General features: G+C 29.8%; 11 protein-coding genes. 1 reads left to right on the forward strand and 10 read right to left on the reverse strand.

From position 1 onward, the window contains the following. The 6 genes from O0R46_RS06145 to hrcA form a co-directional block, all read right to left on the reverse strand. Entirely contained in the window at window positions 1-774 is a 774-nt protein-coding gene (locus tag O0R46_RS06145; RefSeq protein ID WP_269310849.1) for a 16S rRNA (uracil(1498)-N(3))-methyltransferase, read from the reverse strand. A gap of 3 nt (window positions 775-777) precedes the next feature. Continuing rightward, the gene (gene prmA, locus O0R46_RS06150; RefSeq protein WP_269310850.1) at window positions 778-1,722 is read right to left on the reverse strand and encodes a 50S ribosomal protein L11 methyltransferase; all 945 of its coding nucleotides are present in this window, start codon (window positions 1,720-1,722) and stop codon (window positions 778-780) included. A gap of 149 nt (window positions 1,723-1,871) precedes the next feature. Continuing rightward, window positions 1,872-3,017, reverse strand: coding sequence for a molecular chaperone DnaJ (gene dnaJ / locus O0R46_RS06155; RefSeq protein ID WP_269310851.1), 1,146 nt, complete (start codon window positions 3,015-3,017; stop codon window positions 1,872-1,874). Window positions 3,018-3,055: 38 nt separating this feature from the next. Then, complete coding sequence (gene dnaK / locus O0R46_RS06160) at window positions 3,056-4,900, reverse strand: molecular chaperone DnaK (protein ID WP_269310852.1); 1,845 nt, start codon at window positions 4,898-4,900, stop codon at window positions 3,056-3,058. An 83-nt stretch (window positions 4,901-4,983) separates the two neighbouring features. Next, a complete protein-coding gene (gene grpE, locus O0R46_RS06165) occupies window positions 4,984-5,649 on the reverse strand; it encodes a nucleotide exchange factor GrpE (RefSeq protein WP_269310853.1) in 666 nt (221 codons plus the stop codon). A gap of 23 nt (window positions 5,650-5,672) precedes the next feature. Next, window positions 5,673-6,689: a heat-inducible transcriptional repressor HrcA gene (gene hrcA, locus O0R46_RS06170; protein WP_269310854.1), complete on the reverse strand. Its 1,017-nt coding sequence runs from the start codon at window positions 6,687-6,689 to the stop codon at window positions 5,673-5,675. Between the two features lie 236 nt (window positions 6,690-6,925). On the opposite strand from hrcA, the gene O0R46_RS06175 reads away from it, so the two are divergent. Then, window positions 6,926-8,317 carry a hypothetical protein gene (locus O0R46_RS06175; protein ID WP_269310855.1) on the forward strand — a complete coding sequence of 464 codons (1,392 nt, stop codon included), beginning with the start codon at window positions 6,926-6,928 and terminating at the stop codon, window positions 8,315-8,317. A 121-nt stretch (window positions 8,318-8,438) separates the two neighbouring features. Here the strand turns inward: O0R46_RS06175 and nox are convergent, their stop codons facing one another. The 4 genes from nox to O0R46_RS06195 form a co-directional block, all read right to left on the reverse strand. After that, window positions 8,439-9,776, reverse strand: coding sequence for a H2O-forming NADH oxidase (gene nox / locus O0R46_RS06180; RefSeq protein WP_269310856.1), 1,338 nt, complete (start codon window positions 9,774-9,776; stop codon window positions 8,439-8,441). Between the two features lie 261 nt (window positions 9,777-10,037). Further along, complete coding sequence (gene hemW, locus O0R46_RS06185; protein ID WP_269310857.1) at window positions 10,038-11,180, reverse strand: radical SAM family heme chaperone HemW; 1,143 nt, start codon at window positions 11,178-11,180, stop codon at window positions 10,038-10,040. Window positions 11,181-11,327: 147 nt separating this feature from the next. Beyond that, entirely contained in the window at window positions 11,328-12,188 is an 861-nt protein-coding gene (locus O0R46_RS06190; RefSeq protein ID WP_269310858.1) for a nitroreductase family protein, read from the reverse strand. After that, complete coding sequence (locus tag O0R46_RS06195; RefSeq protein ID WP_269310859.1) at window positions 12,178-13,602, reverse strand: CCA tRNA nucleotidyltransferase; 1,425 nt, start codon at window positions 13,600-13,602, stop codon at window positions 12,178-12,180. Before O0R46_RS06195 ends, O0R46_RS06190 begins: the two co-directional genes overlap by 11 nt. Between the last annotated feature and the right edge of the window lie 4 nt (window positions 13,603-13,606).

Below are 13,606 nucleotides of genomic sequence, written 5' to 3' on the forward strand. Positions count from 1 at the left end.
TTAATTTCCTCCTATATCACCTAACTCGTATAAAGTAATTGCTGTAGCAATCACACAAGCTGTTTCTGTTCTAAATATTCTCGGTCCCATAGCTACAGATTTAGCTCCCGATTTTTTTATTTTTTCATTTTCCTGGCATTCAAATCCGCCTTCTGGTCCTATAAAAATACCTATTTTAGCTTTTTCCTTATTCATAGATTGCCTACATTCATCACTTTTAAGGATTTTTTTTATCCCCATAGATTTTTCTTCTTCATATGGGCTAATATTGAAATCATTATTTTTCATATCCTCAATTGCTTGATCAAAGGTCAATATACCTCTTATCTTTGGTACAATTCCTCTTTTGCATTGTTTGGCAGCTTCATATACAATTCTTTCCCAACGTTCAAACTTTTTATCCATTTTTTTATCGTCTAAATTAACTATTGACCTTTTTGTATCGACCAATACAATTTCATATACGCCGCTTTCTGTAAGTTTTTGAAGAATATACTCCATCTTTTGACTCTTTGGCAAGCCTTGGTATATGACTACTTGTATATTAGATTCTCTATTAATACCAACTTTTTCTTCTATCTGAAGCTCTATTATATTTTTGCTTATATCAGCTATGCTACATATATATTCCTTATTTTTTCCATCACATATTTCGAGTTTGTCCCCAATACTATACCTCAATACTTTGGATATATGCTTTACATCTTCACCTTCAATAAACATTTTTTTATTTTCTATATCAATATTTTCTTCTTTGACAAAAAATCTATCCATAATTTATTTGGCTATAACACAAGCCCATTCTCCCTTTTTTTCTACTTCTAATATTTCAAACCCTGCTTTTTCTAACGATTGAACCACTTCATCTATCTTAGCATGAATTATTCCAGATGATATAAAAATACCATCATTTTTTAAATATGTTTTAACATCTTTTGCTAGGAATACTATTATATCGGCTATAATATTTGCTACAATTATATCAGCTTTTTTGTTTTTATCAATTTCATCAGCCAAATTTCCAACTATTGCAGTAACTATATCACCAACATTGTTTTTCTCAATATTTTCTTTTGCCACTTTTACCGCCATAGCATCTATATCTATTGCAAATACTTGTTTTACGCCTAATTTTGCAGCAGTTATTCCCAATATTCCACTACCGCAACCTATATCATATACAGTAAAATCTTTTTTAACATATTTTTCCAAATTAGATATACACATACTTGTTGTTTCATGATTTCCTGTCCCAAAAGCCATTCCTGGATTCATTTCTAATATTATATCATTTTCATCAGCCTCATAATCTTCCCATTCAGGCTTTATAACAATATTTTTTCCTATTTTAGTAGGTTTATAGTATTTCATCCAATTATGAGCCCAATCATCTTCTTTAACTTTATCAGTTTCAATACTACCCTTACCTATATCAAGACCAAAACTTGTAAGCTCATTAATTCTAAGCTTGATATTTTCTATAAAAGATAAGATATCTCTTTCTTCTGATATATAAGTCTTTATATAAACTGAGTCATCCTCATGTTTTAGCATATCTTCATCCACATAATCCCAGTCATAATCATGGGTCTTTTGGAATTTAAAGTCTTTTGGATCCTCAATCATAGCTCCTTGAGCACCATTTTCAAAAAGTATATTTGTAATAGCTTCTACAGCTTCTGTTGTCGTATTTATCTTTATTTCAATCCATGAACTACTCATAATAACCTCCTATTAACTTATCTACTTATTATATCATTTATTAATAATCAATGTAAATGAAGTAAAAAAAAAAACAAAATATAGGAATTACCTATATTTTGTCTTTTTTCTTATAATGCTCACTGACTTGATAATGTCAGAGATTGTTTTCATTTTGTGAAAAATTCTTCTATCTTTTGTGAGAACTTCTTTTTATTGCCTGATACTTCTCCACCAGATTCTTTAGCAAATTCTTTCAATAAATCTTTTTGCTTATCTGATAATTTAGTAGGAACCTCTACATTTACCTTCACATATTGATCGCCCCTACTAGTAGAGTTTAATCTCTGTATACCCTTACCTTTTAATCTAAATACTGTTCCTGTTTGTGTTCCTTCTGGTATTGAATATTTTACATTACCATCTATTGTTGGAACTAGTACATCATCACCTAGAGCTGCCTGTACAAAAGATATTGGCATTTCTACATATACATCAAATCCCTGTCTTTCAAATATATCGTCATTTCTAACATTGACTATGATCAGCAAGTCTCCTCTTGGACCACCTAATTCACCATATTCACCTTGTCCAGCTAATCTAATAATCTGTCCATCATCTATACCTGCTGGTATATCAACATCTATCGTCTTAGTCTTTCTTGTATAGCCTTTACCATGACACTTATCACATGGCTCTTCTATTATTTCTCCTGTTCCTCCACATGTTGGACAAGTTCTTGTAGAAGCAATATTACCAAATGGTGTTTGCTTTACATCTCTTACTGTACCTGTTCCTCCACATGTTGAACATGTTTTTTTAGATGTACCTGGCTTTGCACCTGATCCATGACACTTACTACACTCTTCATTTCTATTAATCTTAATAGAAAGTTTTTTACCGAATGCAGCATCTTTAAAGTCAATTGTTATACTCTGTCTTATATCATCACCACGCATTGGTCCTCTTCTTCTGGCACTACCGCCACCGAATCCACCAAAGCCTCCGCCAAATGCAGAACCAAATATATCAAATATATCTTCAAATCCACCGGCTCCAAAACCGCCAGCTCCGCCAAAACCTCCTTGGCCATTTACTGCATCTGAACCATATTGGTCGTATATATTTTTCTTTTCAGCATCAGATAAAATTTCATAAGCTTCATTCACTTCTTTAAATTTTTCTTCGGCTTCTTTATCATCCGGATTTTTGTCCGGATGATATTTCATAGCCATTTTCCTGTATGCTTTTTTAATTTCTTTATCATCTGCATCTCTAGAAATACCCAGAGTAGCATAATAGTCTTTATTCGCCAAAACTACACCTTCCTTTACTTATTTTTATTGTCGATGATTTATTTATCGTCATCAACTTCTGTAAAGTCAGCATCAACTACATTGTCATCTTTTGGACTCTGAGACTGATCAGCTTGGTCAGCTTCTGGCTGTCCTTGAGCTTGGGCCTGTGAATATAATTCCTGAGAAATCTTTTGGAATTTATTCATTAATTCTTCTACAGCTGCATTTATTTCTTCTACACTTGCATCTTGGTTATCTTTTACCTCTCTAACCTTTGCTATAGATGCTTCTATATCACTCTTATCGTTAGCATTGATCTTATCTCCTGCCTCTGCTAGAGTCTGTTCTGTCTGATATGCTAATGATTCAGCATGATTTACTGCTTCAATCTTTTCCTTTTTCTTCTTATCAGCTTCTGCATTTGCTTCTGCTTCTTTGATTTTCTTGTCTATTTCTTCTTCTGACATATTAGTGTTTGAAGTTATTGTTATTTTCTGTTCTTTACCTGTTCCTAAATCCTTAGCCGTTACGTTTACAATACCATTAGCATCTATATCAAAAGTAACTTCGATCTGAGGTACACCTCTCTTTGCTGGTGGTATATTTGTAAGCTGGAATCTACCTAGAGTTGTATTATCATAAGACATAGCTCTTTCACCCTGTAACACATGTATATCAACTGCTGTTTGATTATCTGCTGCTGTTGAGAATACTTGAGATTTCTTTGTAGGTATAGTAGTATTTCTTTCAATTATTTTTGTAAATACATTACCTAATGTTTCAATACCTAGTGACAATGGAGTAACATCAAGTAGTAGTATATCATTAACCTCACCTGTTAATACACCTGCCTGCACTGAAGCACCAGCTGCAACACATTCATCTGGATTTATACCCTTATGTGGATCCTTGCTAATAAAGTTCTTTACTGCATCCTGTACTGCAGGTATTCTTGTTGAACCACCTACCAATAAAACATCATCTATTTCACTTACTGATATTCCAGCATCCTGTATAGCCTGCTTAGTTGGCTCCATAGTCTTTTTAACTAATTCAGCAGTCAATTCATTAAATTTAGCTCTTGTTAAATCCATATTTAAATGCTTTGGACCTTCAGCAGTCGCTGTGATAAATGGTAAATTAATATTTGTACTCATTGTAGAAGAAAGTTCCTTCTTAGCCTTTTCAGCTGCTTCTTTTAATCTCTGTAAAGACATCTTATCATTTCTAAGATCTACTCCTTCAGCCTTCTTAAATTCTTCTGCTAGGTAATCTACTACTATCTGATCAAAATCATCTCCACCTAGCTTATTATTACCAGCTGTCGCAAGTACTTCAAAAGTACCATCCCCAATCTCAAGTATAGATACGTCAAAAGTACCTCCACCTAAGTCGAATACTAATATTTTCTTTTCATCTTCCAACTTATCCATACCATATGCTAATGATGCAGCTGTTGGCTCATTTATTATTCTCTTTACATCTAGTCCTGCTATCTTACCAGCATCCTTAGTTGCTTGTCTCTGTGCATCTGTAAAGTATGCTGGAACAGTGATTACTGCTTCACTTACACTTTCACCTAGGTATGCTTCAGCATCTGATTTTAATTTCTGTAAAATTATTGCTGAAATTTCCTGTGGTGAGTATGATTTTCCATCTATATCCACTTTATAATCAGTACCCATATGAGTCTTGATTGATGTTATTGTTCTATCTGCATTTGTTACTGCCTGTCTCTTTGCTGGTTCACCAACTATCCTTTCTCCATCTTTAGTGAAAGCTACTACTGAAGGGGTAGTTCTCATACCTTCATTATTTGGTATTATTGTTGCTTCTCCACCTTCTAGTACTGCTACACATGAATTTGTTGTACCTAAATCTATTCCTATTACTTTTCCCATAATCTTTTAACCTCCATAAACTCTTATGTTCTCTAATATTATTATAATTTTATATCTAATTATAGTTTTACTATAATTGCTTACTAACAAGATACCTTTACCATGCTGGCTCTTAGCACCTTACTTCCTAATTTATACCCTTTTTGAAGTGACAGTAATATTTTGCCTGCTTCAAATTCTTCACTAGCTTCTTGCATTACAGCCATATGCATGTTTGGATCGAATTCTGTTCCAATTTCGCTAGGTATTTCTTCTAATCCAGCTTTTTTTAATGAATCTACTAGCTGTTTATATACTAATTCTATGCCTTTATATAGTTGGCTTTCTTTATCATCACAAGCATCTAAAGCTCTTTGCATATTATCAATTACTGGAATTAATTCATTCATTATCTTTTCATTGGCAAAAATACCAATTGAGGATTTTTCCTCTGCTGTCCTTCTTCTATAATTTGCATATTCGGCATTTATTCTTTTTATTGAATCTTCCTGTTCTGCAATTTTGTTTTCTAATTGTTTAATTTTGAACGCTGGTTCTGACTGATTTTCTTCTTCATCTGTAGAATTTTCTTGAACTTCCTCTTTATTCTTATCAGATTCAGCTTCTAAATCAATGTCAATTTCTTTTTTTGATTCAGATTCATAATTATCTACATTATCCACTTTTTCTTCATCTTCTATTATTGAACTTTGATCAGCTCCTGTTTTTTCATTTAATTTGTCTTTTAACTCTTCTTTTTCATTAGCCAATGCATACACCTCACTTTTTATTATCAATTGCCATCTAGCAATATACTCATATAATTTAAAATAGAATATACTTTTGAATAATCCATTCTCGTTGGACCTATAAAACTTATCTTTCCTTGGAGATTATTTTCTACGTTATAAGTTGCTGTAATTATACTTAAGTTTCTTCCTAAGTCATCCTCTGAATCTCCTATTACTATATTTAAATTATCTTTTTGTATACCCTTAGCATCAATTATTTTTGTAATTTGATCTTTTTCCTCAAGCATACTCAAAAATGACTTTGCTTTAACCATATCGTTAAATTCTGGATAGTTGAATATATTTGTAGTACCATTCATGGCCATTTTAAAATCATCCACTGCTGATACATTATTTAACATATCAACTAAATCATCTACTATGTCCGAATACTCTCCTATTTCATATTTTATAAATGAAATCATTTCATCATCCAGATCTTTTATTCTCTTGCCTGCTAATTTATTTGACAAACTAGTAGAGATTACATTTAATTTTGCCTGTGGTAAATCAACATTTGTAGTAAACTCTTGACTTTTGATTTCTCCATCGTCTGCCACAACAATTAATAATATTTTATCATCTGATAAGTTAACCAACTGTATGTATTTAATGGTTCTGCTATCTCTGTGTGAATCATAAACAGCTATTGTCGTATAATTTGTCAACATCGATAGAATCTTTGATAATTCATCAATTAACTGGTCAACATTTTGAAAATTATTTGAAATACATTTATTCAATATTTCTTTTTCATAATCTTCTAATTCCTTTCCACTCATTAAAGAATCTACATATAAGATATAACCTTTTTGTGTAGGTATTCTTCCTGCTGATGTATGAGGTTGAATTAAATAACCCATGTCTTCTAAGTCCGACATTTCATTTCTTATTGTCGCAGCTGAAACACCTAGATTATATTTTTTTGAAATAGTCCTAGAACCAACTGCTTCAGCGGTCTCGACATAGTCTTTTACTATGGCTTTTAAAATATTTAATTGTCTTTCAGTTAAATCCATAGCCTCACCTCTTTAATCTTTAATTATTATCACTCACTTATTAGGAGTGCTAAAAACTTCTTAATACATTTATATCACGTTTTAATTTTAGTGTCAACACTTTTTATATAATTTTATTAAATATATATTTTTTTCGTTAAAATTTATATTATTTGATATAATTAATATGTTAATTATTATATAATTAAAACAATACTTTCATTTTAAATTATTATAAATTGCAGAAACGAGGTTTTATGGAGCTACTAATATTAGAAAACGAATGTAAAAAACACCTATATTGCGACTTATTGAAAGAATCTATTCTTTATGATTCTAAATATGATTTTGATGCAAATATAGAAGCTACAAAGCATTACAATAATGCAAATCTAAATAATAAAACCATAATATATGCCGAAAATATTTTACCATGTACTGGATGCGTATCTTGCTGGTTTAGAACTCCAGGTAAATGTATATTAAATGACAAAGCAAATAGCTATGCTTCAAATTTGACCAAATACGATAAAGTTACCATTGTAAGCGAGTTAAAATTTGGTACTTTCTCTTTTCCTATTAAAAGGCTGATAGACAGATGTGTTGGATATTTAGGTACGTTTATGGATATTGTTGGAGATGATATTAGACACGAGAAAAGATACGAACACTCTTTTTCATTAGATATAATATTTTATGGCCAAGTAAAAGATAAAGAAATGCAAATTGCCAAAGAGCAAGTAAAAGCTATGTGTAAAAATTATTATATTAAGGATTATAAGATTGAATTTTTAAATATTAAAAATCAAGTAAACAAACATTTTGTGGTTAATAAAAACTCAGAATTAGATGAAATGAATTATATTAATTTCATCTACAATAATTTCTTTTTAAATGATTATAATAATATAAAAGAATATTTAAGTATAAGCCGTAATTTCTTAGCTAATACTTTTGATAATGATCCTATATGCATTCAAGAAAAAACTTTGATTATAAATGCAAGTCCAAGAGCAAATAATGCTGTGTCAAAATTTTATGCCAAATATTTAAAAGATAAAATTAAAAATTCTAATTTGATAAACTGGTCTTTTGATAAATGTATTTCCGTGGAAGAAATTATTGAATTACTTGGATATAAATCGATAATATTCTGCTATGGTTTATATGTTGATAATATGCCATCTAATCTCCTAGAAAATATAAATAGAATCAATGCATTCATTAATAGTTGTATATATATTAATAGTTCACAAAAAAATAATGAAGAATTGATTTCTTATCTAAAATCAAAGAATATTTATGCCGTTGCAAATAATGGTTTAAAACATGGCAAAGAAAATGAACTGTCTCTTTTAAGCATGGAACTTTTTTCAAATAATAGTAATCTAAATTGGGTAATGGGATTAGGAATTGGCGCTGGTCCACTTTACGCAAATTCAAAAGAAAATATATTTGACAAGGATTATGCCCTTCCTGTAAAAGAAGCTCTAAATACTTTACAAAAAGCAATCTGCTCTTATAATATTAAGGAAAATTACAATAATATATATACAGATGGTTATATAGAACTAAATGAGTACAAAGAAATGCTCAATAAAATTTGGAAAATTCAATTGTCAAAATCAATTAATAACACTAAAAAATAATTACTATAGTTTTAGATTTATCAATATCTAGTAATCTTAAAAATTAATTAAATAATTTAAATATAAAGGTGCTACATTATATATTAATATATAATGTAGCACCTTAGGTTATCTAAAATTATTATTTAGCACTTAACGCTGCCATTGTTATATAGTTATATGGCTGATTGAAATGTGGTAAGAAGAAGATGTCTAATAAAGCTAATCTATCTATTGTTACCTTTTCCTGTATTGCTAGTGAGAACATATGTATACCCATTGACATATCATATTCTGAAGCCATCTGTGCTCCTAATATTACTCTAGTTTTTCTGTCATATACTATTCTTATTTTAACATCTGGGTTAGTAGTCTCAATAAATCCTGGCTTTTGAGTATCTTCATAATCAGTATAATTTACATCTATTCCTAATTTTTCAGCCTTACCTACTGTAATACCAGTAGATACCATCTTTAAGTCATATATGCTTATACCATTAGATCCCTGAACACCTATTGATTCTAATGAACCACCACCTGCGTTATGAGCAGCAACAATACCACTTCTTACGGCATTTGTTGCAAGCGCTATATAGTTTGTATTATCTATAGCATTATCGTATACTGTAGCGCAGTCACCAATTGCATAAACATCTTTTACGCTAGTTTCTTGCTTTTTGTTTACTAAGAAAGATCCATTTCTGAATTGTTCTAATTTCATTTCACCTAAAGCATTATTTGGTCTAAATCCTATTGAAAGTATTACCATATCAGCTGGTATTTCTTTCTTATCAGTTACTACTGAAGATACCTTTCCATCTGTACCCTTTATTTCCTGAACTGCCTGTCCAAATTCAAGGTTAATACCATTCTTTGAAAGATTTTCTTTCATTAAATCTGTGAATGGCTTATCGTAGTATGCTGGTAAACAAGTATCAGCTATATCGACCATAGTTACATTCTTACCATGTCTTTGGAAAGCTTCTGCCAATTCAACACCAATATATCCAGCACCTACAACTGTTATATTCTTTATTTCAGGGTCATTTAATTTTTCAATTACTTCAGCTGCGTTCTGATATAATTTAACCTGCTGTACATTTTCTAAATCCTTACCAGGTATGTTTGGAATAATAGGAACAGATCCAGCTGCTAATATCAATTTATCATATGTATCTTCAACTTCTCTTCCATCTTTAAATCTTACAAAAACCTTTTTGTTATCATAGTCTACCTTGTAAACTTCAGCTTCCATATTAATTTTTGCACCCATTTCTTCTAAAGATGCCTTATCAGCATAGAATAATCCATTTGGCTTAGAAATTTGATTACCTATCCAAAGTGCCATACCACAACCTAAAAATGAAATGTTGTTGTTTTTATCATATACAACTACTTCATTTTCTGGGTAATTAGTTAAAATTGTTCTGATTGCTGCAGTTCCTGCATGGTTTGCTCCGACTACTACGATTTTGCTCATTTTAATCCTCCATTTTTTTGTTTGTTAATTATTTTTTTATTAATATAAAGATTATCTAATTTCTATATCTTAATCTTCCACTATTAATTTACCCAGAAATCCTTTTCTATAACATAAAAAATAATAATTTTCATTATTTTTTGCAGTATTAATAATTCGCTAGTTTTAAACTACCTTATATTTATCAATCATTTCACATGTTGATTCCATTCTCTCATTATTTGGTGACAATACTGGACAATTAATCTCTAAATTTAATAGTTATATCATCAAGTCTACAAGTATAGTATTTGATATTTCTATACCTTGTTGGCAAAAGTGAATATACTCATCTCCATTAATTATATACTTTTTAATGTGCCCTTGCTCTATATATTTTCTTATCTTACTTTCAATTATTTTTTTGTTTTCATCATCAAGTAAAGACATTAATTGAAGCATATCTATTCCCTCAATCATTCTAAGTCCCAGCATCATTCTTTCATTATAAATATCTATATTGGACAATTTTTCTTCATAATCAATAGGCTTATTATTTTTTTCTATTTTTTTCATATATTGAGTCATATTTTTAGTATTGGTATATCTGATTCCCTCTATATATCCTGATGCACCTAGTCCGAATCCATAATATTCTTCACATTCCCAATATAAAATATTATGTTTACACCTTCTATCTTTTTTTGCATAGTTTGATATCTCATATTGCTCATATCCATTTTTTTCAAAAGTATCTATAACATACCTATACATTTTTACATACAATTCTTCATCAATCTCTTTCAACTGACCTTGTTCATATAAATAGAAAAATCTTGTCCCCTCTTCTATTATTAAAGAGTATGCTGATATATGCTCAGGATTTAGATTGATTATATAATTAACTGTTTCTTTCCACTCATCAAAAGTTTGCCCCTCAAAAGCAAATATTAAATCAACATTTATATTATCGAATCCGACTTGTCTAGCATTTTTGAATGACTCCTCAAATTCTTTTAGATTATGTATTCTTCCCATAAATTCTAAATGTTTGTCGTGTGTCGACTGTAAACCTATACTTAATCTATTTATGCCCATTTCTTTCATGACTCTCAATTTTTCTATTGTAAGAGTTCCTGGATTGCATTCTATCGTAAATTCCGTATTTATATCAAATATAAACTTTTTGTTTATTATTTTTAAAAGTTTTTCTATTTGTTTCACTGATAATATACTTGGTGTTCCTCCACCTATAAATATTGAACTCACAAGCTTCTTTTCAACTAAATATAAATCTATCTCTCTTTTTAATGCTTCTAAATATGAATCTATTTCACTTTCCATTCCAACATATGATGTAAAATCACAATAATGGCATTTTTTCGCACAAAAAGGTATATGTATATATAAACCTCTATCTTTCATTTTTTTCTCCTTGCTTATTAGTATAATTTAATATATTTTAATTTTAGTTTTCGTTCTCTAAATATATTCTTATTATACCATCTATTGACAATTTTCATAAAAAATAAAGCTATTGATATATCAATAGCTTTACCTATATTTATTTTGTTATATATTACAATATCCTACTACTGTATAGTTGCTTGGTATTCCGTATGATTTTTCTAACTCACCAAATCCCCACTTAGAATCAAACATAGTTACATCTAATATTACACCAAAGTAAAGCATTACTATACCAGCATCTATCTTATTGTTGTAACTTCCCTTATAATTTTCATTGTCTATGGCTAGAATAACTTTTCCGCCATCTACAATAAATCTCCAAGGTTGCATATTTAATGATGATGGTGCCATTCTAGCATATGAAAATGCTTCAAATAGAGCTCTCTCTTCTAATACATCAACTGTTGCTGCATTTCCCCAATGATCTATATACACCATTTCTTCTACTGATATTCTAGCTGAACCATCTTTGTTTATGTTCATATCAGTTTTTGAATAGTTATCTCCTGTTTTAGCTGAATTTTCTATGTTTTTTAGATTTTCTGCATATCCTAAAGCTATTAAAGCTACTACTTCTTTATCTGTTACTAGTCCTAAAGCTTCTTTTACAGCAGCTTGATCTTTATATGAAATCCAGCATGAATCTACACCTAAATCTCTAGCCTTTAGTATGGTTCTTTCACCCACATAACCAGCATTCTCTATATGATGTGGCTTGTCTTCTGATAATAACACTAAATAATTTGGCGCTTCTATCATTACACCCTGATAGCCAGCTACTCCATATAATCTCTTATAGTTGTCGTTTCCTGGGAAAAATTTTGGTTCAATCTCAATTGTTGGAACTAATTTCTTACATTCACATATAAACTTTTCAAGTTCAAGTAACGCGTTTGTTTCAACTGGTGTGTCCTTAAAATGTCTTACAGACTTTCCATCCATTATTAATGACTTATAATTCATGGTCATACCTCCAATTTATATTGTTGTTTTGTATTTTTCTGGATAAACTCAATAGCTTTTTCTTCTCATTTGATTCAGGATGTTCCATAACATAATCCAAAATACTATCTAATATATAGCCTATTTCTGCCCCCTGAGCGATATTATTCTCGATTATATCTCTTCCATTTATACTAAGTTGAGAAACAGAAAAACATTCTCCTCTTAATATTATATCATTAATTGCTTGAAAACAGAATGTTGGATTTTCAAATTTTTCAATAAATTTTGCAAATAGTGCACATTTTACTAAGTCCACGTCTTGCATATAGTTGAGTATTTTTTTTAATATCATTTTATATTTAACTTTTTCCAGATTATCATTTAATAATAATTCAGTTTCTTTATTATTAAGTATATAAAATATTTTTTCAGTTTTTTCTATATTTTTGTTAGAATATCTAAGTTTTTTTAGTATTTCATGTAGTTTTTCATATTCTACACCTTTGAATATCAATGCTCTTTTCATAGCCATAAAATTTTTTTGATCCAATTTACTCAAATCTGCATTATATTTAAAAAACTGTTTAAGCCCCAAAGATTCTATTGTTCTCTGTGTATTTTCTTTTATATCAATATTATTCATAAAATATAAAGCAATCTCGTGTATTTTCTTTGATTGATTTATAGAATCATCATTAGGTATATATCCTGAAAAAATAAATTCTGACATAGAATACCTATTTAATAACTTTATTTTTTCAGGGTCAAACTCAATTATTTTCTCCAATTCTAAATTTATTCTTTCTATAGATATGTTTTTAATGTTTTTAGCATTTTTCTCTATTGATTTAAATGTTGTATCATCGATTGTAAATCCTAGTTTTGCAGAAAATCTTATGGCTCTTATTATCCTCAATGCATCTTCATTAAATCTCTTATCCGGATTTCCAACGCATGAAATTATTTTATTTTTTATATCTTCAATTCCATTAAACTCATCAATTAAACCACTAATATTATTGTAGGCAAGTGCATTTATAGTAAAATCTCTTCTGGATAAATCATCCTTCAAAGAATTACTAAACTCTACATTTTCTGGTCTACGATAATCCAAATATTTGCCATCTATTCTATATGTAGTCAGTTCAAATAGGTCACTATCGATTAATACGCTTACTGTACCATGTTGCACTCCTGTTGGAACAGTCTTTTCAAATATAACTATTATATCTTCTGGTAGAGCATTTGTAGTAATATCCCAGTCGTTGGGTTTTTTATCCATTATTATATCTCTTACGCAACCACCAACAATATAAGCTTCAAATCCGTGTTTATGTAGCCTATCGATTATAGACACAGCTTTTATATCTATATTATCCTTTAATTTTTTTTCTAATATCTCCTTATCAAAAACTCTTAGATCCTTTTCCATAATT

Source organism: Peptostreptococcus equinus (assembly GCF_027125355.1).
In the GTDB taxonomy this organism is placed as follows: Bacteria; Bacillota; Clostridia; order Peptostreptococcales; family Peptostreptococcaceae; genus Peptostreptococcus; species Peptostreptococcus equinus.